The organism is Staphylococcus coagulans (genome assembly GCF_002901995.1).
Taxonomy (GTDB): Bacteria; Bacillota; Bacilli; order Staphylococcales; family Staphylococcaceae; genus Staphylococcus; species Staphylococcus coagulans.
On sequence record NZ_PPQN01000022.1, the window covers coordinates 35,403 to 58,069 of the forward strand.

Here is a 22,667-nt window from a genome sequence, read left to right on the forward strand (position 1 = left end):
TGTATGAAATTTGCAGTTATCGGGCATCCAATCGACCATTCTTTATCACCCATCATGCATCAGACAAATTTTAAAAGTTTAAATTTAAACGATCAATATGAAGCGCTTAATATTCCAGAACAGGATTTTCACCATATTAAAGATATCATTTCCGAAAGAGATTTAGATGGTTTTAATGTCACTATTCCTCATAAAGAGCGTATCATCCCTTTTTTAGATTCACTTACTGAAGAGGCGCAAGCAATTGGTGCAGTGAACACTGTTCAAATTATCAATAATCAGTGGATTGGGCACAATACTGATGGCCTCGGCTTTGTTAAAGGATTGCAATCAAAATATGGAGATTTAAGTGACGCACAAATCCTTATCTTAGGTGCAGGTGGGGCGAGTAAGGGAATCGCGTATGCATTAAAAAAAGTATGCAAACTTCCAATTACGGTTGCCAATAGGACAATGGCACGCTTTGACAGTTGGAAATTTGATGTGCTTAAGTATACTTTGAATGAGGTTCATCCGCTATTGGAGACATTTGATATTATTATTAATACAACCCCAGTAGGCATGCATCAATCTACTGATAGTATCATTACTTTTCAAAAATTAAAGCCTAGCGTACTTGTATGTGACATCATTTATAACCCTTTACAAACTTCATTTTTAAAGCAAGCTGCTCAAAAAGGGTATAGGATATACAATGGTTTGGATATGTTTGTTTTTCAAGGCGCAGAAAGTTTTAAGATTTGGACGGGTCTAGAAAGTAACATTTCAGAAATGAGACAAGCTGTACTAAAGAAATTAAATGAAACGAATTAATAAGGAGGCTATTATGGCGTTAACAGGAAAACAAAAGAGATATTTAAGGAGTCAAGCACATCATGTTGACCCTACATTTCAAATTGGAAAATCAGGTATAAATGAAAATATGATTGTTCAAATTAAAGATATTCTTGAAAAACGAGAATTAATTAAAATTCATATTTTACAAAATAATTTAGAAGATAAGGCCACACTTGCAGAAACAATAGCAAATGAAACTCAAAGTGAATTGGTTCAACTGATTGGATCTATGATTGTTCTTTATAAGGAATCTAAAGAAAATAAAACGATTGAACTCCCTTAATATGAAAAAAATCGTTATTTATGGGGGACAGTTTAATCCAATTCACAGTGGTCACGAGATGGTTGCGAGCGAGGTGAATGACCAGATTAGACCAGATGCGTTTTATTTTATACCGAGTTACATGTCGCCTTTAAAGACACCAACCGGTTTAATCGATGTCAAACATCGTTTAAAAATGGTCGAACTTGTCATTCAAAATCTGGGATTTGGCACACTTCGTTTAGACGAAATACATCGTAAAGGAAAAAGTTACACTTACGATACATTAGTCGCAATTAAAAATGAAGCGCCAGACGCGCAACTCTATTTTGTAATTGGCACTGACCAATATGAACAATTAGACAAGTGGTATAAAATTGGGGAATTAAAGAAAATCGTTACTTTTATTGTTGTTAATAGAGGCTATCCAATCCAATCACAATCAGAATCTATCCAACCGATTGATATTCCTAATATCGAAATCAGCTCAACTGAAATTCGTGAACGTTGTAAGCAAGACAAAACGATTCATATGTGGGTACCGTTAAATGTCGAACAGTATATTTTTAAGGAGGGGTTATATGGATCAAGCGTTTGCAATTGAATTGGTTAAGCAAAAGTTACCTAAAAAAAGATTTGAACATTCAATGCGTGTTGCAGAAACAGCTGTTAAATTAGCAGATATTTATGAAGGGGATAAAGAAAAAGCGGAATTAGCAGGTATTTTACATGATTTTTGTAAATATGACGACCTCAGTTTTTTATATCAACAAGTGACGCGCTATCAGTTAGATCACGAGCTTTTAGGTTATGGTTCTGAGATTTTACACGGTCCTGTTTGTGCGGCATTGATGAAACATCAATATGGTGTAAACGATAAAGAAATTTTATTAGCAATCTATAATCATACAACAGGGCGTAAACAAATGACGAAAACTGAAAAACTAGTGTTTATCGCTGACTATATCGAACCTGGACGTAAAACACCTGGTGTAGATGAAATACGCGATATGGCCTATAATGGTGTAGGCTTAGATAAAACAATATATGAAATATCCAAACGTACAGTATTGTATCTTGTGAACAAAGATGTTAACGTTTTTCAATCAACTATTGATTGTCTTAATTATTACAATTTAAACGACTCTAATTAAAGGATGATTCAATGAACGTAAAAGACTTACTCATGTTAGCTGTTAAAGCTGCAGACGATAAAAAAGGCGAAGATATTATCTCACTTAATATGCATGGCATTTCTGATATTGTAGATTACTTTGTTGTTTGTCATGGAAACAATGAAAGACAAGTTCAAGCTATCGCAAGAGCTGTTAAAGAACAAGCGGAAGAACAAGGCGTTACAGTGAAACGTATAGAAGGTTTCAATGAAGGCCGATGGATTTTAATTGATTTAGCAGATGTTGTTGTTCATGTTTTCCATAAAGATGAGCGCAGTTATTACAATTTAGAAAAACTTTATCAAGATGTAGAAATGATGGGATATAAAGAGGTTATGAGTTCATAATGCAATATGAGAATTTAAGTGTATTTTATGATCGATTAACTGAGGATCAGCCTTATGATAAATGGCTTGCCATTATAAAGGATACGCTTCATGCCGCTCAAGCTCATTCCATCTTAGATATTGGTTGCGGGACTGGTAATTTAACACAGTTTTTACCACAACTAGCGACCGAGGTAGTAGGAATGGATTTAAGTCCTGAGATGATAGCACGTGCACAGCAAAAATCTGAGCATGTAAACTGGATACAAGGAGATATGACAGCATTTAACTTAAATCGCCAATTTGATTTAGTGACGATTCTTTGTGACAGTTTAAATTACGTTGTAGAAGAAGCGGATGTAATGGCAACTTTTAATCATGTCTTCCATCATCTCAACCAACAAGGAAGTTTTATCTTTGATGTGCACAGTATTTATAAAATGGATACACAGTTCAACCAACAAGTTTATTTAGATGATCGTGAAGACTTAACGCTCGTATGGCAAACCGAAACTGGCGAGTTACCTCATAGTGTTTGGCATGATTTAACATTTTTCATCCGAACAGAAGACGGTCAATATTTAAGAAGAGATGAATCACAGTTTCAACGGACGTTAGAAAAAGCCCAGTATATAGAAATGCTTAAAGCAGTTGGTTTTAAAGATATTGAAACATTTTATGATTTCGATTATAGTAATAAAAATAGTGAGAGTGATCGACTCTTTTTTATAGCAAAAAAATAGAAGTAAAACCATCCCTCTTTGCGTGTAAATAAACGCAAGGAGGTTTTTTTATGCGATCTACACAACATGTTTTTGATTTGCTTAAGCATTATAAGATTCACTTATGTCTATGTATTTCTTCATTAATCATTATTCTTTGTTCTATATTCTTTTTTACGGGATTTGACAGCAAAGAATCAAAAGATGAGATATCTCTGCCACATCAAAGTGATTTGATAGAGTCAAGTGTTGGGAAAGATAAGCAATCCAAGCCAAATGAACAGACGATGCCTTCAACCGTCATAGTCGATATAAAAGGTGCAATAAAGCATGCGGGAACATACGAAATGAAACCTAACGCGCGTATAAAGGATTTATTGGATAAAGCTCAGCCACTTAAGAACGCAGATTTATCAACGGTTAATTTAGCCGAAAAGTTACGTGATCAAAAGATGATTTATATTCCAACTGTTAACGATAAACAACAAGTTGGGGCACATGCTGAATCATTAGATAAAGAGCATGAGACTTCAGATTCAAATCAAGTCATTAATTTAAATACAGCAGAAGAAAAAGACTTGACCCAAGTTCCTGGAATTGGACCTTCGAAAGCCCAAACAATCATTAAATATAGAGAAGAACACAATGGCTTTAATGCTGTTGACGAATTGAAAGAAATTAAAGGTATCGGTGATAAAACGTTTGAATAATGAAAAGACCTAAGCTTTTGACATTTTAGATGTATTTTTCAAGTCAAAGCGCCTCTTTTATTCAGTGTGTAGAGAAATCTGCACATCGTGACAGTACGACTGTCCAACAAAGAAATTGAATTGCTTGAAAACCCTAAAGCCTGCTTGACCACAACGTAGAGATAATCAAACTCAAGCGTGAAGGTTGCGAAACTGCAGAAAAAATAAGCAGGATGACATAAGGTTAAAACCTAAGTGTTTTTACAATGGGCAACTAGCAGCCAAGCCTAGAAATAGGAAGGTTCAACGACTATTCCTCTTGAGGGAAGTACACACAAGCGTGTGGAAGTGGTTTCGCCGTATTGGATAATGCCAACGGAAAAGATATAGTCTGTGCTTGTATGAAAATACAAGATGCACATAAAGGTGCTGACGGTGGTGTAGCGTCTACCGTTGAACAATCCAAACCTAAATAATCTCTCATAAAGTGCATGAGATCGAACCGTATAGAAACCGTTTTTATACTTTATCATTTTTGGTGAATTCATATGTAAAACCTATCTATATGCTGAAATCTCATTCAGATGTGTTATAACGGGTGATTATTGAGGTAAAAACCAGAGAATCAAATCTTACTTTTCAGTCTGATTGTAGAATCTAACTAGTGAAATACTATAGAAAAAGTTATAATTTAATAAAGAATCATTGGAAATAACTTCGAGGAGTGGCTTAAATTGAAACGTATTCAATGGCATGACTATTTCATGGCACAATCACATTTACTTGCATTGAGATCAACTTGTACTCGATTATCAGTCGGTGCAACTATTATTAAAGACAATCGGATTATTGCTGGAGGCTATAATGGCTCAGTTTCAGGAGAAGTCCACTGTATTGATGAAGGTTGTTTGTTAGAAGATGGTCATTGTATTAGAACGATTCATGCAGAAATGAATGCAATATTGCAATGCGCCAAGCAAGGTGTCTCAACAGAGGGGGCTACAATTTACGTGACGCATTTTCCATGCTTAAATTGCACAAAATCTATAATTCAAGCCGGAATCAAAACCGTTTATTATGCCGAAGATTACCATAATCATCCCTATGCAATCCAGTTATTAAAGCAATCTGGAATTAATTTTGAAAAGATCGACTTTAATGCTCAAACTATTGCTAATTATCTTCTTAATACAAAATGACCTATCTGTTATTATGCTATATTATTGGTCAAATCGCTTATCATCATTTAATGGCTGCGCTTTTTCTATTTTTCATTATATTAATTACTATGTATAGGAAAAGAAAAAACAAATTATTGATGGTAATCAGTTTTTTAATCGTATCGATAGGGTATGGAATTGAAAAAAAGCAACATGCGCCTTTAGAACATATTCAACATTCCTATACTCAACAACCAAATGAGAAAAAGAACGTATTGATTCATTTTTCTTCTCTTCCTTTAATCAAGGAAGGGTTACTTACGGCAAATATATCAGACTTTAATAAACAGTTAGTTTTAAAAGCGCCTTTTAAAGCTAAAATCAACGTTCCAAATGCTAATTTCTTTCTGAACCATGCTTGTCCGGTGAAGGGAATATATCGTGATCCTCAACACCTTTCACAATTGGAAGTTCTTTTTGTTAAAAAAATTGATTTTAATAGATGCATAAGCATGCAACCCAAATTTAAAGACTATATCATGTATGCACGTAATAGTTTGATTGAACGCATTAGAGCGCATCATTTTATAGGACAAGGTGAAATATTAGCAATTGCTACAGGCTCCACAGATGATATGTCTAGTGAAATCAAGGCACGAGCGAGAGACTTGGGTATATCACATTTATATGCGATTAGTGGGACACATGTGAGTATATTAATTGCGCTTTTTTATATGTTCACTAAGCGGTTACCCGTTCCCATTTATGTGATTGAATCTCTATTACTTCTCTTTCTGCCCTTATTCCTTATATTTGTTAATGCAAGCCCCAGTGCACAAAGAGCTGTATTAATGACAATGTTAATTTTAATACTTTCAAAATACTTTCATTTCACGTCGATACAAGCATTAGCATGTGTGTATATTTTCATGTCGTTTTTGAATATTCAATATCACCATCATCTAGGTTTTATATATTCGTTTCTCATTAGTAGTGTTCTTATTTTGATGAAAGATCTTTTAAATAAGTATCAGTTCGTCTATTCGCTTATTTTAGCATCTGTGATTTCAATTGTTGCTGTTTTGCCAATCAACTATCTCCAATTTAATGAAATACAATGGCAGGGGGTTATCAGCAATATTATCTTTATTCCACTATATAGTTTTGTCATCATCCCTTTCTCATTCATTGTAGGTCTATGTGCATTAATATATCCCTCTTTGTTATTCCTTTTTAAGCCTTTGTCGATGATTATTTTCACGATACAAAATTTCATTTTAAAAGGTTTACAACCGCTTACGCAGTATCATTTTCCCATTGCAGATTTTGGAGAAGTTGGCTTTTTAATGATTACAATCGTTACTTTTATTCTTCTTTACTTCCTTTCTAATGAAAAATATCTCTTGTTCTTTTTGACTGCTGTTTCTTTCCTATTTATAGCGACTCACTTACATCCAAATTATCCTAACCAAATGACGATTTTAGATGTTGGACAAGGCGATGCCATATTCTTCCAAAATAAAAATGGTAAAACACTCCTAATTGATACTGGCGGTTTAGCTGAACATAGGAGCATGAAAAAACAAAACTACAACATCACGGAAAAATCAACTTATCCGTTATTTAAAAAGAGGGGTATTCATCATGTTGATTATTTAATTATCACCCATGGTCATAATGATCATTTAGGCGAACTTGCGCATATTTCAAAGTATATCAAAATCAAAAATATTATTATTAATCCTTCTCATTTTAACCAAGAAAAGTTGCAATGGATTCAAAATATTGCGAAAAGCCAACATACAAAATTACTGTCCTATAAAGACATTTCTTTTATCGATTTAGGCGCATTTAAATTTACTCTATTGGATACAAATATTGAAAACAGTGCTGACCCAAATGAACATTCAATCATTACTTTAGCATCGATTGATCAAACCCATATCTTACTAATGGGGGATGCTACAGAAAAAAATGAACTGAAGCTACTCGCTAATTATCGCTTACCGAAAATTCAAATCTTAAAGGTAGGACATCATGGAAGTCAAACGAGTTCATCAACAACCTTTATCAATGAAATACGACCTCAAATCGCACTGATATCAGCAGGTAGAAATAATGTCTATCATTTGCCACATCCAACTACTATTCAAAAGCTAAGGGCCATTCATGCAAAAGTATATAACACCGCTGATAATCATCATATAAATATCGAATTTAATGATAAAGGTAAGACATCGTATCAAATTCATACTGAGAAAGCTTCATAAATAGGAATCACCTTTACTTTTCATGATATAATGTATAAATACGATTGAGAAATAAGAGAGGAAGTATATGTATGTCAAACATTCACGTCATTCATGGGGAAGTCCCTGAGTTAATAGACCGCGAAACATATCAACTCATCGATCATTATCTTGATAATGAACCTAAGGATGATTTTAATTATGTAAAGTATAATTTATATGAGGTCAATATTCATACAATTATCGAAGAAGCTTTGACACTTCCGCTATTTTCAAATAAAAAAGTGATTGTTGTTCAAAATAGTTTCGTTTTTACAGGAGAAAAACCACCTAAAGATTACATTGCTCATACAGATGCGTTACAAGCATTTATAGAAAAATACGATGGGGAGGCTTTACTGATATTTCAAGTCCAATCAGCGAAATTAGATGAGAGAAAGAAGCTTGTAAAAACTTTAAAAAAGCATGCATCAATTAAAAAAATTGAACAAATGTCAGAACAAGAAATGTTGAATTGGATTAAAACGTATCTAAATACATCTTATAAGGAAATTAAACAAGATGCATTAGAGCACTTATTATCATTAACAGGCGTACAATATCGTGTTATAAAACAAGAGCTTGATAAGTTGCTATTATTTGTAGGAGAGCGCCCCGTCATAAATAAAGACGATATACAAATGATTGTTAATAGAAGTCTTGAGCAAAATGTTTTTCTATTAACCGAATATATTCAAAAAGGTCAAAAGGATAAGGCAATTCAACTCATTAAAGATTTAATTCAGCTTAAAGAAGAACCTATTAAATTATTAGCACTTATCACTAGTAATTATCGATTGTATTATCAAACCAAAATTTTGAGTCAAAAAGGATATTCTGGGCAACAAATTGCTAAAACTGTTGGTGCACACCCTTATCGAGTTAAATTAGCACTCAACCAAGTTAAAAGATATCAATTAGAATCATTATTATCGATTATTGATCGATGCGCTGAAACAGATTATAAACTTAAGTCTTCCTATATGGATAAAGTTTTAATTTTAGAATTATTTATACTCAGCTTGTAGCGTATGGCGATCAGTTCCGCGACACTCTCAAATAGTTATGTGCTACGGTGCGTTTTCTTCATTCAACTTTTTATGGCGAACCACGTTACATTTTAAGTGTTTATTTAATCAACCGTTAATATTTTTCTAATGGTTGATTAAATGACTAAGATTTTGTTGCAAAAAAATAAGGTTGAGACATTGGTAAGTCTCAACCTATGAAAGTTATTAAATTAATGAAATCAGCAATAAATAACCACATTAATGCTTAATAAAAGCTTTTAATGATTAATGCTAGAGGGAACGAATGTCCCACACTCATAATCTATAACTATCAAACAAATATTGAATTATTTTGCTGACATCAATTTAGATTTCATTCTATCAGCTTTGTTAGAATGAATTAAATTCTTTTGAGCAGCTTTATCAATACGTTTAATTGCATTGCTTACTAATTCTTGTTTATTATCGGCATTTGTCTCAATAGCTTTTTTAGCATTTTTGACTGCAGAACGCATATCATTCTTTTGAGAAATGTTTTTGCTTTCAGCTGTATGAGTTGTTCTCACACGTTTAATTGCAGATTTAATATTGGGCATGAAAGACACCTCCTATAATCATCTTGGTATCAAAATAATTTGATTACAACAAGATTCATTCTATCAAAACTCAAATCAATGTGCAACGATTAATTCAAGTGTAGCTGTATTTTTTGATAATTCAATAAAAACTCACGAAATATAAGGCCTATTCAGGATTGTTTAAGAAAATAGGTTATAATAGAAATATTAACATTAAACACCTCTAGACTCAGTTGCATTTATAACTTAAAAACGTTATTATAGCAAAGATGTAATCGTTAATTGACGGGTAATTTTATGAAAGTGAGTATGATGATATGGATAATCAAGAACGTTTAAATAGACGTAAATATATCAGGAATTTTTCGATCATAGCACATATAGATCACGGAAAATCCACTTTAGCAGATCGTATACTGGAAAATACGAAAACAGTAGAATCTCGCGAAATGCAAGCACAGCTATTAGATTCAATGGATTTAGAACGCGAACGTGGGATCACAATTAAATTAAATGCAGTTCGCTTAAAATATGAAGCCAATGATGGTGAAACTTATACTTTCCATCTTATTGATACACCAGGTCACGTCGACTTTACTTATGAAGTCTCTCGCTCTCTTGCTGCGTGTGAAGGTGCGATTTTAGTTGTTGACGCTGCTCAAGGAATAGAGGCACAAACATTAGCGAATGTATATTTAGCATTAGATAATGACTTAGAGCTTATTCCTGTTATTAATAAAATAGATTTACCTGCCGCAGAACCTGAGCGCGTCAAACAAGAAGTAGAAGACGTCATCGGTTTAGATAAAGACGATGCAGTATTAGCAAGTGCAAAATCAAACATAGGTATAGATGAAATCTTAGAAAAAATTGTTGAAATGGTACCACCACCAGATGGTGACCCTAGTGCACCTTTAAAAGCTTTAATCTTCGACTCAGAGTATGATCCATATAGAGGGGTTATTTCATCTATTAGAGTCGTTGAAGGTGTCGTTAAAGCAGGCGACCGCATTCAGATGATGGCGACAGGAAAAACATTCGAAGTGACTGAAGTCGGAATTAATACACCAAAAGAATTGCCTGTAGACGAATTAACAGTAGGCGATGTAGGTTATATTATTGCAAGCATTAAAAATGTAGACGATTCTCGAGTTGGGGATACTATCACACATGCGGAAAACCCTGCTGAGACACCATTAAAAGGGTATAAGAAAATGAATCCGATGGTTTATTGTGGCTTATTCCCAATTGATAATAAAGATTATAATGATTTACGTGAAGCATTAGAAAAATTACAACTTAATGATGCTTCTCTTGAATTTGAGCCCGAATCATCAAAGGCACTCGGTTTCGGTTATCGAACTGGATTTTTAGGTATGTTACACATGGAAATTATTCAAGAACGAATTGAACGAGAATTTGGAATTGAATTGATTGCGACAGCGCCTTCAGTTATTTACACTGTGGTGTTGAGAAATGGTGATCAGCTACAAGTCGACAACCCAGCTCAAATGCCAGAGAGAGATCAAATTGATAAAATATATGAACCTTATGTAAGAGCAACAATGATGGTACCAAACGATTACGTAGGTGCAGTTATGGAATTATGTCAACGTAAACGTGGTCAATTTATCAACATGGATTATTTAGATGATATACGTGTAAATATTGTATACGAACTTCCACTATCTGAAGTCGTATTTGATTTCTTCGATCAACTCAAATCAAATACTAAGGGATACGCGTCATTTGATTATGAGTTTATCGAAAATAAAGAAAGTAACCTTGTTAAAATGGATATCCTTTTAAACGGAGATAAAGTTGATGCTTTAAGTTTTATCGTTCACCGTGATTTTGCATATGCACGAGGTAAAGTTTTAGTTGAAAAATTAAAAACGCTTATCCCACGTCAACAATTTGAAGTGCCTGTTCAAGCTGCAATTGGCCATAAAATTGTAGCGCGTACAAATATTAAGTCAATGGGTAAAAACGTGCTATCTAAATGTTATGGTGGCGACATTAGTCGTAAACGTAAATTATTAGAAAAACAAAAAGCAGGAAAAGCGAAAATGAAAGCAGTAGGTAATGTTGAAATACCTCAAGACGCTTTCTTAGCCGTATTAAAAATGGATGAAGAATAAAATTTTGTTATATGCTCCCCATACATTAAGGTGTTTAGGGGGCATATTTTATGGGGTGGCATGATGATAGTGAAAAGTGCATATATTCATATTCCTTTTTGCGTTAAAATCTGTACTTATTGTGATTTCAATAAATATTTCATTCAAAATCAACCAGTTGATGCTTATTTACAATGCTTAAGAGAGGAAATAAAGCAATCAAATGCCTCTACATTAGAGACTTTGTTCGTAGGCGGAGGGACCCCTACAGCTTTGTCAGTAGAGCAACTCACATACCTATTAGAAACGATTCAACAACAATTTAAAATTTTAGGAGAATACACTTTTGAGGCTAACCCAGATGAATTAACGGCTGAAAAAGTAGCTTTACTCAAATCATATGGGGTAAATCGTTTGTCACTTGGTGTCCAAACGTTTGATGATGATTTACTCAAAACTTTAGGGCGTAGTCATCAAAAATCCGATATTTATCAAGCGGTTGAAAATGCAAGATATTATGACATTCCATCTATTAGTTTAGATTTGATGTATCATTTGCCGGGTCAAACTTTAAAACAATTTCAAACTAGTCTTGATGAAGCTTTATCTTTGAATATTGATCATTTATCAAGTTATGGACTTATTTTAGAACCTCAGACCCAATTTTATAACCAATATCGAAAAGGAAAGTTAAAGCTTCCTAATGAAGATATTGGTGCTGAAATGTATAATTTCTTGATGAATCGAATCAAAAAAAGTGAATTACACCAATATGAAATCTCTAATTTCGCAAAAGACAATCATGAATCTGCACATAATAAAGTTTATTGGAAAAATGAAAGTTATTATGGGTTTGGTGCTGGCGCAAGTGGCTATATTGACGGGATTAGATATACAAATGTAAATCCCGTTAATCATTATATTAAAAAAGTCAACCAAGGTTTGAAACCAAGGTTATCTGAAACAGAACCTACTGAACAAGAACAGATTGAAGAAGAAATGTTTTTAGGACTTAGAATGAACCAAGGTGTCAATAAAGATACATTCCAAATGAAGTATCAACGACGTTTAGAAGACGTATATTCTAAAGAAATTTTAAAATTGGAAAAACAAGGACTCATTGAAAATTCACCTACGGAAATAAAGCTTACAGATAAAGGTCGAATAGTAGGAAATGAAGTCTTTGAAGCATTTATACAGGTGTAAAATCTTTTTTTGATATTTGATGCTTTAACATTGACTTACTTTGACCAATTTGATAGATTATAGTTAGCACTTGAAACAAAAGAGTGCTAATGAGGTGAAAAACATGATTACACGAAGACAATTAAGCATTTTAAATGCGATTGTTGAAGATTATGTTGAATTAGGACAACCAATCGGTTCTAATACACTAATACGAAGACATAATGTTGATGTTAGTCCTGCGACAATTAGAAACGACATGAAGTCTTTAGAAGAAAATGATTTAATTAAAAAAACACATTTTTCTTCTGGGCGTGTGCCCTCTGAACAAGGGTTTAGGCTATATGCCAATCGATTGTTAGAGGCGTCATTAGATTCAGATGAGCAAAGTCATCTCAGTTTACATGAAATGTTTGTCAATCATCATTATGATATTTCATCTACATTAGATAACTTTGCAAAAGTGTTTTCAATTCAAACACATTACACAACTCTTGTAATAGGACCTGATCATTCAAAGTCCACCATTTTAGATGTACATTTAATGAAGGTAAACCCTCATCATTTAATTGTTGTACTGGTTTATAAAACTGGACATGTTAAACATTTACATGTTTCCACACAGCAAACCATTGATGATCAATCTATTATCAAAGTTTCAAATTATCTTTCTCAAAGTATTCATACATTTCTCAACGATGGCCAAAATCATCATTTTGAAATGTATCGTATGTTAGGCTTTGATGATAAAGAAATCAACTTAATCATGCATATTTATCAGTTAATTGAACAATGCAATAAAGACGAATCATCTCATGTCTACTTAGGTGGCAAACATCAATTAATTGAAGGGTTAAATGAATCAAATGTAGCATCCATTCAACCTATCTTGAAGTATATTGAGTCTGAGCAGATTACAGAATTTATTCATAAAGTTTCTAATCATCCAATCAATATACGCATTGGTACTGAAATTGAGAACAATTTGCATGGTGTAGCCATTCTTACTAGCCCATATCAAATCGAAAAAGATTTGAATGGTTATATCGCCGTCATCGGTCCTACAGCAATGCGTTATCAAAACGTGATACAATTGCTTAGTCGAATATCATAAAATAGGCATACACGCATGCTTATACGTAATGGAGGTTTGAAAATGTCAGAGGAAAAAGACATTCGTGATAACGAAGAAAAAATTGAACCGGAACAGAATGGAAATGAAAATTTATCTTCTGAACCTGTAGAAGATGTTCAAACTGAAAATGAAAGTAGTTCAGAAAATAGCGAAGAGACTGAAACAGTAGATCCAAGAGATGAAGAAATTGCATCTTTAAAATCTAAGCTAGATGAAAAAGAAGAACAGTATCTTCGTTTGTATGCTGAATTTGAAAATTATAAACGACGTATTCAAAATGAAGCACAAATTCAAAAGAAATATCAAGCTCAAAGTGTACTTACTGATGTATTGCCTGCATTAGATAATTTTGAGCGCGCTTTAAAAATAGAAGGTGATGATGAATCATTCAATTCACTTAAAAAAGGTGTAGAAATGGTTTATGATAGCCTTACTAAAGCACTTGAGGATAACGGATTAGAACGTATCAAAACAGAAGGCGAACAATTTGATCCGAACTATCATCAAGCTGTAATTCAAGATGATCATCCGGATTATGAATCTGGACAAATCACAGAAGAGTTACAACCAGGTTATAAATTGAATGACAGAGTATTACGTGCTTCAATGGTAAAAGTAAATCAATAATTTTGACTGAAAATACCATTTATGTAAAAATAACAATGTTTGAAATTTAGGAGGAATTAGACTATGAGTAAAGTTATTGGAATTGATTTAGGTACTACTAACTCTTGTGTATCAGTTTTAGAGGGAGACGAACCAAAAGTAATTCAAAACCCTGAAGGTGCGCGTACAACACCATCTGTAGTTGCTTTTAAAGGTGGAGAAACACAAGTCGGTGAAGTTGCTAAACGTCAAGCAATTACAAACCCAAATACAATTCAATCTATTAAACGTTACATGGGTACTGATCACAAAGAAAATATTGATGGCAAAGATTATACACCACAAGAAATTTCAGCAATGATTTTGCAAAATCTAAAAAGTACTGCTGAAAGCTATTTAGGCGAAAAAGTAGAAAAAGCTGTTATTACAGTACCTGCTTACTTCAATGATGCTGAACGTCAAGCAACTAAAGATGCTGGTAAAATTGCTGGATTAGAAGTTGAACGTATCATTAACGAGCCTACAGCTGCAGCATTAGCTTATGGTTTAGATAAAACAGAAAAAGATGAAAAAGTTTTAGTATTTGACTTAGGTGGCGGAACATTTGACGTTTCTATCTTAGAATTAGGTGACGGTGTGTTCGAAGTACTTGCTACTGCAGGTGACAATAAACTTGGTGGGGACGACTTTGACCAAGTCATTATTGATTATCTTGTTCAACAATTTAAATCTGAAAACGGTGTAGACTTATCTCAAGATAAAATGGCATTACAACGTTTAAAAGATGCAGCTGAAAAAGCGAAAAAAGATTTATCTGGGGTTTCTTCAACACAAATTTCACTTCCATTTATTTCTGCAGGAGAATCTGGACCATTACACTTAGAAACAACATTAACACGTGCTAAATTTGAAGAATTAGCAGATTCACTTGTTCAAAAAACAATGGGTCCAACACGTCAAGCAATGCAAGATGCTGGTCTTTCAAAAGCTGATATTGATGAAGTTATCTTAGTAGGTGGTTCTACACGTATCCCAGCAGTACAAGAAGCAATCAAAAAAGAAATTGGTAAAGAACCAAACAAAGGTGTTAACCCTGATGAAGTTGTAGCTATGGGTGCTGCAATTCAAGGCGGTGTAATTACTGGTGACGTTAAAGATGTTGTACTTCTAGACGTTACGCCACTTTCACTTGGTATTGAAATCATGGGTGGCCGTATGAACACTTTAATTGAACGTAATACAACAATTCCAACATCAAAATCTCAAGTCTATTCTACTGCCGCTGACAATCAACCCGCTGTAGACATTCATGTGTTACAAGGTGAACGTCCGATGGCATCTGATAATAAAACATTAGGTCGCTTCCAATTAACTGATATTCCACCAGCACCACGTGGCGTACCTCAAATCGAAGTTACTTTTGATATTGATAAAAACGGTATTGTAAACGTAACTGCTAAAGATTTAGGTACAAATAAAGAGCAAAACATTACAATCGAATCTTCTTCAGCGTTATCAGATGAAGAAATCGATCGTATGGTTAAAGATGCTGAACAAAATGCTGAAGCTGACAAAAAACGTCGTGAAGAAGTAGACTTAAGAAATGAAGCAGATCAACTTGTATTCCAAGTAGATAAAACATTAAAAGACTTAGGTGAAAACGTAAGCGAAGATGATAAAAAAGATGCTGAAGCGAAAAAAGACGAGCTTAAAACTGCTTTAGAAGGTAACGATATCGAAGACATTAAAGCGAAAAAAGAAGCTTTAGAACAAGTTGTACAACAACTCTCTATGAAAGTATATGAGCAAGCACAGCAACAAGCTCAAGCTAGTCAAGGCAATGCATCTCAACAAGGAAGCACAGTTGAAGACGGCGAATTTAAAGAAGTAAATGACGACGATCAATCACATAAATAGGTCATGTCACTAAGTATATATTGACTGTAAAAAGTCGCTCAAAGGGGCTAGGACATTCAATCGTCCCAGCCCCTTTTTAATCATAATTTGCATATAAAGGAGAGATGGCATTGGCAAAAAGAGATTATTATGAAGTTCTTGGTGTAAGCAAAAGCGCAAGCAAGGATGAAATTAAAAAGGCTTACCGCAAATTGTCAAAAAAATATCATCCAGATATTAATAAAGAAGAGGGCGCAGATGCTAAGTTTAAAGAAATAAGTGAAGCTTATGAAGTACTTAGCGATGATAATAAACGCGCAAATTATGATCAATTTGGTCATTCTGGACCTCAAGGTGGATTTGGTCAAGGTTTTGGTGGCCAGGACTTTTCAGGATTTGGTGGCGGATTTGAAGATATATTTAGCTCATTTTTTGGTGGTGCTCAAAGACAGCGTGATCCAAACGCCCCACGTAAAGGTGACGACCTTCAATATACAATGACTATTTCTTTTGAGGAAGCTGTATTCGGTACGAAAAAAGAAATTTCTATCCGTAAAGAAGTTACTTGTCATACGTGTGGTGGGGAAGGTGCCAAACCAGGAACTAAAAAGAAAACTTGTTCATACTGTAAAGGTAAAGGCCATATAACAGTAGAGCAAAACACAATACTTGGACGTGTAAGAACTGAGAAAGTTTGTCCTGAATGTAATGGAACTGGCGAAGAATTTGAAGAACCATGTCCAACTTGTAAAGGTAAAGGAACAGAAATTAAAAACGTCAAACTTGAAGTGACTGTTCCAGAAGGTGTCGATAATGATCAACAAATTCGTTTAGCAGGTCAAGGTTCACCAGGTGAAAATGGTGGTCCTGCTGGTGATTTATTTGTCGTATTCCGCGTTAAACCATCTGATAAGTTCCAACGTGAAGGCGATGACATTTTATATCACCATGATATTGGATTTGCACAAGCTGCATTAGGTGATGAAGTTAAAATCCCAACATTAAATGGGCATGTCATGTTAACCATTCCAGAAGGTACACAAACTGGCAAACAGTTCAGACTTAAAGGTAAAGGGATTAAAAATGTACATGGCTACGGATACGGTGATTTATTTGTAAATATCCGTGTACAAACGCCTACACGCTTAACTGAAAGACAACGTGAAATTTTAAAAGAATTTGCGAGTGAATCAGGAGAAAATATTACTGAACAGCCATCTAATTTTAAAGATAAAGCACGTCGCTTTTTCAAAGGAGATTAGTCAATGACATGGATTGAACTTTCTGTAACCGTAAACCAAGACGCAGAAGCCGTTGTTACTGAAATTCTTCAAGAAGCCGGTTCAAGTGGTGTTGCGATTGAAGATTCGGGAGAGCTTTCAAAAGAACGCGAAGATCAATTTGGAGAGATTTTTGAACTGAATCCAGAAGACTACCCTGAGAGACACATGATTATTAAAGCCTATTTTAATGATTTTCAATATGATGAAACCTTAAAAGAAAATATTAAATCCCAATTTACGCATGCGCCTTTAATTGATCAATCCATCCTAGCTTTAAGTGAAAAGACTATTCAGGAATCAGATTGGGAGAATGAGTGGAAAAACTATTTTCATCCGTTTCAAGCTTCAAATCGTTTCTATATAGTGCCGAGTTGGGAGTCAGTAGACCGTACATCTGATCATCTCTATATTGAGTTAGACCCAGGTATGGCATTTGGTACAGGTGATCACCCAACAACTAGTATGTGCTTAAGTGCTTTAGAGACAACAATACAACCTGAACATCGCGTTATAGATGTGGGCACAGGGTCTGGTATTTTAAGTATCGCCTCTTATTTACTTGGTGCTAAAGCAATTAAAGCAATTGATTTAGATGAAATGGCTGTAAAAGTTGCACAAGAAAATTTCGAAAAAAATCATTGTCTTGACGCTATACAAACAGGCACAGGCAACTTATTGGTCAATGAAACAGAACAATATGACGTTATCATTGCTAATATATTGGCACATATTATCGAAAAAATGATTACAGACGCTTATGCGCGATTGAATCCTAACGGTTATTTCATTGCATCTGGTATTATTGAAGAAAAGCGTGATGAAATACAAGCGCAAATGAAAGCAGCTGGTTTTACAATTATTAACACTGAGTTACAAGAAGGTTGGGTTTGCATTATAGCGCGTAAGGAGATTTAATATGCAAAGATACTTTATTCATAAAAACGCTGAACTTCATCAGCGTTTTTTTATCACAGATAAAAATGATATACACCATATTAAAAATGTTATGCGTTTATCAATAGGCGATGAGATTATCGTTAATTTTTTAGATGCTCAAACGTTTCGCTGTAAAATTATAGCAATATCTGATAGCGACATTTCAATCGAATGTCAGGCACAAGTTGATATAGCGAGTGAATTGCCTATTTCTATCACTATTTGTAGTGGTCTTATTAAAGGCGATAAATATGAGTGGTTGTTACAAAAAGCGACTGAGCTTGGTGCAAGTGCATTCATCACAACTCAAATGGACCGATCTATTGTTAAATTAAATAAGCAAAAAGCCGATAAAAAAGTAGAACGTTGGAAAAAAATCGTTAAAGAAGCAGCTGAACAAAGCTATCGTCAAATCATCCCTGAAGTTAACTTTACCTCGAATTTAAAAGACATTTATGGTATGATAAATCAATATGATTGTGTGCTTATGGCTTATGAGGCATCTGCAAAAGAAAATGAACGGGCATTTTTTAAGACTAAGATTCAACAATTAAAGCCAGGTGCTCGTGTCTTAATGCTATTTGGTCCTGAAGGTGGCTTTTCTGATGAAGAGGTGGCAGCTTTTGAAAAAGTTGCAACTTGTATTGGTTTAGGCCCAAGAATTTTACGTGCTGAAACAGCACCATTATATGCATTAAGTGCCATAAGTTATGAAATAGAATTGATGGGGTGAGTATATGAGTACAGTTGCTTTTCACACATTAGGTTGTAAAGTAAATCACTACGAGACAGAAGCAATTTGGCAATTATTCAAAGAAGAAAACTATGAACGTGTTGATTTTGAACAAAATGCAGACGTTTTTGTAATTAATACATGTACTGTAACAAATACAGGCGATAAAAAAAGTAGACAAGTGATTCGTCGTGCCATTCGACGTAATCCAGAAGCTGTCGTGTGTGTGACAGGATGTTATGCACAAACTTCTTCTGCCGAAATTATGGAAATTCCCGGTGTTGACATTGTTGTAGGTACGCAAGACAGACATAAATTACTTGGTTATATAAACGAATATCAAAAAGAACGCCAACCTATTAATGGCGTAAGTAATATTATGAAAAATCGTACTTATGAAGAATTAGATGTCCCATATTTTACAGACCGCACACGTGCGTCTTTAAAAATTCAAGAAGGGTGCAATAATTTCTGTACTTTCTGTATCATACCATGGGCACGTGGCTTAATGCGTTCAAGAGATCCTAAAAAAGTAATTGAACAAGCAACACAGCTTGTTAATTCCGGTTATAAAGAAATTGTTTTAACCGGTATTCATACAGGAGGTTATGGACAAGACTTAAAAGATTATAACCTTGCACAATTGCTTAGAGATCTTGAAACTGTTGATGGCCTTGAACGTATCCGAATCTCATCTATAGAAGCAAGTCAGCTGACTGATGAAGTAATAGAAGTATTAAAACAGTCACATAAAGTGGTGAGACACTTGCACGTGCCACTTCAATCTGGTTCAGACAGTGTATTAAAACGTATGCGTCGTAAATATTCTATGTCTCATTTTTCTGAACGTATTCAAAAATTACACGAAGCACTACCAGGCTTAGCTGTAACAAGTGATGTTATTGTTGGTTTTCCAGGTGAAACGGAAGTAGAGTTTCAAGAAACTTATGATTTTATTGTTAATCATCATTTTTCTGAACTACATGTTTTCCCATATTCACCGAGAATTGGGACACCTGCAGCCCGTATGGACGATCAAATAGATGAAGAAATCAAAAACGAACGTGTTCATAAGTTAATCGAATTGAGTAATCAACTCGCAAAAACGTATGCTTCTCAATTTGAAAATGACGTATTAGAAGTAATCCCTGAAGAAAAAGGGTCGCACGACAATGTATTGGTTGGTTATGCTGATAATTATATGAAAGTTGAATTTGAAGGAGATACTTCTTTAATTGGTCATATTTGTAAGGTTAAAATTACAAAGGCCGGCTATCCTATAAATCAAGGTTCTTTATTACGTGTGGTTACGCATGCTTCAAACGCTTCCGAACACGAGCATGTACTTATTTAATTAAAGTAAGTTATATCAAACTAACATTAATTTATAGATTTCCACAGATTATTAAAAACTTTAGTATATATCTTGTTCGTTTATACAGTTTTCAATGGACGTTATCCTTATCAAAATAGCATGTTTCTATCCTTTTATCTTCTATATCCTTTGTAATCGTATATTAAAAAAGATTTCGTTTATCTTTAAAAATGTAAATTTGAAGATTGACCGAAATAGAGATTTAATTTATACTATTGTGTATATGGTTCATAGCCATGTACTGATGAATAAAAGTTTTTTTGATATTTGGAGGGAGGGAAATACAGATGTCTAAAACAGTAGTCCGCAAAAACGAATCATTAGAAGATGCTTTACGTCGTTTTAAACGCTCAGTTTCTAAAAGCGGTACAATTCAAGAAGTTCGCAAACGCGAATTCTATGAAAAACCAAGCGTAAAACGTAAAAAGAAATCTGAAGCTGCTCGTAAACGTAAATTCAGATAATTTCATTGTGTTGAACTCCCTCAACGTTCAAATAATGATATATAAAAGCCTAGAACATCGTGTTCTAGGCTTTTTAACATTAAAAAATAAAAATGCATAACTACTACATGTCAGCTGTAATTTCATGTATACTACAAAGAAGAGAGTGAGGTGTATGAACAATTAAATTCGTCATACATAATTTGAATATGATTGATAAGGTAACAAATCAAAGTGGCTTTGAGCATATTGGCTCATGGTTAACCACACAAAGTATTTCGTTAGTACTAACCTGTCTAGTCTTTCTTGGTTTTTTATATCAACTTTATTCTCGAAAAATTAATTTTGCTGGTATTATTGCCTTGTTCGCTTTATTACTTATATTTTTAGGTTTTATCATAGAAGGTAGTTTATCTGTGATTACGATTATGTTATTTACAATTGGAGCAATTTTAGTAATCATAGAACTATTTGTTTTTGGTGCAGTTCTTGGTATCATAGGTATGATTTTAATCATTATCAGCTTGATTACGATGGGTAATGATTTGCCGATGATGCTGCTCAATGTTGTCGTTGCACTAATTTTGACATTAATTGAATGGGTGATTTTAGTGAAATTCTTTAAAAAGAGTATTTCTATCTTTGATAAGGTTGTTTTAAAAGATTCAACGAATAAAGAATCTGGCTATACTTCTCACAACGATCGATCAGACTTAGTGGGGAAGAAAGCCATTACGTATACCGATTTGAGACCTTCAGGAATTATTATATACAATCACGAGCGTATAGATGCTGTTTCAGAGGGTTCTTTTATCAATAAGGATTCTGAAGTCACAATTATTGAAGTCGAAGGTACGCGTGTTGTAGTAAGAGAAAACTAAATATAAAGGAGAGAATGCAATGTTAACAACTGGATTTATATCATTTATTATCATCGCTGCACTTATAATTGTCGCACTTATCATATTATTCTCATTTGTACCAGTAGGATTATGGATATCTGCACTTGCAGCCGGTGTGAAAGTCGGCATTGGAACTTTAGTTGGGATGCGCTTACGTCGTGTATCACCACGCAAAGTCATTGGTCCATTAATCAAAGCACATAAAGCCGGTTTACACCTTACAACGAACCAACTTGAATCACATTATCTAGCTGGAGGTAATGTAGACCGTGTTGTTGATGCCAACATTGCCGCTCAACGTGCTGACATCAATTTACCATTCGAACGTGGTGCTGCTATCGATTTAGCAGGGCGTGACGTTTTACAAGCTGTCCAAATGTCTGTAAACCCTAAAGTTATTGAAACACCATTTATCGCAGGTGTAGCAATGAACGGGATTGAAGTAAAAGCGAAAGCGCGTATTACAGTACGTGCAAATATTTCACGCTTAGTCGGTGGTGCTGGAGAAGACACAATTATTGCACGTGTCGGTGAAGGTATCGTTTCAACGATTGGTTCAAGTGAGCACCATACACAAGTTTTAGAAAATCCTGATAATATTTCTAAAACAGTGCTAAGTAAAGGTCTTGACTCTGGAACAGCATTTGAAATTTTATCAATTGATATTGCTGATGTTGATATTAGTAAAAATATCGGTGCAGACTTACAAACTGAACAAGCAATTGCAGATAAAAACATTGCGCAAGCAAAAGCAGAAGAACGCCGTGCGATGGCTGTTGCTCAAGAACAGGAAATGAAAGCACGCGTACAAGAGATGCATGCAAAAGTGGTAGAAGCGGAAGCAGAAGTTCCACTTGCATTAGCTGAAGCTTTACGTTCAGGAAATTTAGGTGTCAAAGATTATTACAACCTTAAAAATATAGAAGCTGATACAGGTATGAGAGAAGCGATTAATAAAAGCACTCAAAATAATGATAACTCTACATCAGAACATTAATTGAGGTGA

The 22,667-nt window shown here is 34.2% G+C and carries 22 protein-coding genes and 1 pseudogene; 22 read left to right on the forward strand and 1 reads right to left on the reverse strand.

Annotated elements, in window-relative coordinates:
* The first annotated feature begins 3 nt into the window (after positions 1 to 3).
* The 10 genes and pseudogenes from aroE to holA all read left to right on the forward strand — a co-directional run bounded on the left by aroE (position 4) and on the right by holA (position 8,487).
* Positions 4 to 813, forward strand: coding sequence for a shikimate dehydrogenase (gene aroE / locus CD118_RS05905; protein ID WP_060829826.1), 810 nt, complete (start codon positions 4 to 6; stop codon positions 811 to 813).
* A gap of 13 nt (positions 814 to 826) precedes the next feature.
* Positions 827 to 1,120, forward strand: coding sequence for a ribosome assembly RNA-binding protein YhbY (gene yhbY, locus CD118_RS05910; RefSeq protein ID WP_050330768.1), 294 nt, complete (start codon positions 827 to 829; stop codon positions 1,118 to 1,120).
* A 1-nt stretch (position 1,121) separates the two neighbouring features.
* Positions 1,122 to 1,703, forward strand: coding sequence for a nicotinate (nicotinamide) nucleotide adenylyltransferase (gene nadD, locus CD118_RS05915; RefSeq protein WP_060829827.1), 582 nt, complete (start codon positions 1,122 to 1,124; stop codon positions 1,701 to 1,703).
* A pseudogene (gene yqeK, locus CD118_RS05920) lies at positions 1,681 to 2,261 on the forward strand (bis(5'-nucleosyl)-tetraphosphatase (symmetrical) YqeK); the annotation flags it as partial. The gene nadD and the pseudogene yqeK, both read left to right, overlap by 23 nt.
* A gap of 3 nt (positions 2,262 to 2,264) precedes the next feature.
* Positions 2,265 to 2,621 (forward strand): ribosome silencing factor, encoded by a 357-nt coding sequence (rsfS, locus tag CD118_RS05925; protein ID WP_016425228.1) that lies wholly within the window; start codon positions 2,265 to 2,267, stop codon positions 2,619 to 2,621.
* A complete protein-coding gene (locus tag CD118_RS05930) occupies positions 2,618 to 3,343 on the forward strand; it encodes a class I SAM-dependent DNA methyltransferase (RefSeq protein ID WP_060829828.1) in 726 nt (241 codons plus the stop codon). The genes rsfS and CD118_RS05930 overlap by 4 nt, the downstream gene beginning before the upstream one ends.
* 50 nt (positions 3,344 to 3,393) lie before the next feature.
* Complete coding sequence (locus tag CD118_RS05935) at positions 3,394 to 4,032, forward strand: helix-hairpin-helix domain-containing protein (protein ID WP_103356386.1); 639 nt, start codon at positions 3,394 to 3,396, stop codon at positions 4,030 to 4,032.
* Positions 4,033 to 4,745: 713 nt separating this feature from the next.
* Positions 4,746 to 5,210, forward strand: a complete 465-nt coding sequence (locus CD118_RS05940) for a ComE operon protein 2 (protein ID WP_050330773.1) — start codon at positions 4,746 to 4,748, stop codon at positions 5,208 to 5,210.
* A gap of 119 nt (positions 5,211 to 5,329) precedes the next feature.
* The gene (locus CD118_RS05945; protein WP_240621909.1) at positions 5,330 to 7,441 is read left to right on the forward strand and encodes a DNA internalization-related competence protein ComEC/Rec2; all 2,112 of its coding nucleotides are present in this window, start codon (positions 5,330 to 5,332) and stop codon (positions 7,439 to 7,441) included.
* A gap of 71 nt (positions 7,442 to 7,512) precedes the next feature.
* Entirely contained in the window at positions 7,513 to 8,487 is a 975-nt protein-coding gene (gene holA, locus CD118_RS05950; RefSeq protein ID WP_060829831.1) for a DNA polymerase III subunit delta, read from the forward strand.
* A gap of 329 nt (positions 8,488 to 8,816) precedes the next feature.
* On the opposite strand, the gene rpsT is transcribed toward holA, so the two are convergent.
* Positions 8,817 to 9,065 carry a 30S ribosomal protein S20 gene (rpsT, locus tag CD118_RS05955; RefSeq protein WP_016425221.1) on the reverse strand — a complete coding sequence of 83 codons (249 nt, stop codon included), beginning with the start codon at positions 9,063 to 9,065 and terminating at the stop codon, positions 8,817 to 8,819.
* Between the two features lie 299 nt (positions 9,066 to 9,364).
* Here rpsT and lepA point away from each other — a divergent pair, with 299 nt between their 5' ends.
* The 12 genes from lepA (at position 9,365) to floA (ending at position 22,658) form a co-directional block, all read left to right on the forward strand.
* The gene (gene lepA / locus CD118_RS05960; protein ID WP_103356388.1) at positions 9,365 to 11,188 is read left to right on the forward strand and encodes a translation elongation factor 4; all 1,824 of its coding nucleotides are present in this window, start codon (positions 9,365 to 9,367) and stop codon (positions 11,186 to 11,188) included.
* A gap of 63 nt (positions 11,189 to 11,251) precedes the next feature.
* A complete protein-coding gene (hemW, locus tag CD118_RS05965; protein ID WP_060829833.1) occupies positions 11,252 to 12,373 on the forward strand; it encodes a radical SAM family heme chaperone HemW in 1,122 nt (373 codons plus the stop codon).
* Positions 12,374 to 12,476: 103 nt separating this feature from the next.
* Positions 12,477 to 13,466: a heat-inducible transcriptional repressor HrcA gene (gene hrcA, locus CD118_RS05970; protein WP_050330778.1), complete on the forward strand. Its 990-nt coding sequence runs from the start codon at positions 12,477 to 12,479 to the stop codon at positions 13,464 to 13,466.
* 42 nt (positions 13,467 to 13,508) lie between these two features.
* Positions 13,509 to 14,114, forward strand: a complete 606-nt coding sequence (grpE, locus tag CD118_RS05975) for a nucleotide exchange factor GrpE (protein ID WP_050330779.1) — start codon at positions 13,509 to 13,511, stop codon at positions 14,112 to 14,114.
* Positions 14,115 to 14,177: 63 nt separating this feature from the next.
* A complete protein-coding gene (dnaK, locus tag CD118_RS05980; RefSeq protein ID WP_103356389.1) occupies positions 14,178 to 16,010 on the forward strand; it encodes a molecular chaperone DnaK in 1,833 nt (610 codons plus the stop codon).
* Positions 16,011 to 16,120: 110 nt separating this feature from the next.
* On the forward strand, positions 16,121 to 17,251 hold the full coding sequence (dnaJ, locus tag CD118_RS05985) for a molecular chaperone DnaJ (protein WP_016425215.1): 1,131 nt from the start codon (positions 16,121 to 16,123) through the stop codon (positions 17,249 to 17,251).
* A gap of 3 nt (positions 17,252 to 17,254) precedes the next feature.
* A complete protein-coding gene (gene prmA / locus CD118_RS05990; protein WP_060829835.1) occupies positions 17,255 to 18,187 on the forward strand; it encodes a 50S ribosomal protein L11 methyltransferase in 933 nt (310 codons plus the stop codon).
* Position 18,188: 1 nt separating this feature from the next.
* Positions 18,189 to 18,941, forward strand: coding sequence for a 16S rRNA (uracil(1498)-N(3))-methyltransferase (locus CD118_RS05995; RefSeq protein ID WP_060829836.1), 753 nt, complete (start codon positions 18,189 to 18,191; stop codon positions 18,939 to 18,941).
* 4 nt (positions 18,942 to 18,945) lie between these two features.
* The gene (mtaB, locus tag CD118_RS06000) at positions 18,946 to 20,295 is read left to right on the forward strand and encodes a tRNA (N(6)-L-threonylcarbamoyladenosine(37)-C(2))-methylthiotransferase MtaB (protein ID WP_103356390.1); all 1,350 of its coding nucleotides are present in this window, start codon (positions 18,946 to 18,948) and stop codon (positions 20,293 to 20,295) included.
* Between the two features lie 308 nt (positions 20,296 to 20,603).
* The gene (gene rpsU / locus CD118_RS06005) at positions 20,604 to 20,780 is read left to right on the forward strand and encodes a 30S ribosomal protein S21 (RefSeq protein ID WP_002471046.1); all 177 of its coding nucleotides are present in this window, start codon (positions 20,604 to 20,606) and stop codon (positions 20,778 to 20,780) included.
* Positions 20,781 to 20,968: 188 nt separating this feature from the next.
* The gene (locus CD118_RS06010) at positions 20,969 to 21,640 is read left to right on the forward strand and encodes an NfeD family protein (protein WP_050330784.1); all 672 of its coding nucleotides are present in this window, start codon (positions 20,969 to 20,971) and stop codon (positions 21,638 to 21,640) included.
* 19 nt (positions 21,641 to 21,659) lie between these two features.
* Complete coding sequence (gene floA, locus CD118_RS06015; RefSeq protein ID WP_016425210.1) at positions 21,660 to 22,658, forward strand: flotillin-like protein FloA; 999 nt, start codon at positions 21,660 to 21,662, stop codon at positions 22,656 to 22,658.
* The last annotated feature ends 9 nt before the right edge of the window (positions 22,659 to 22,667 follow it).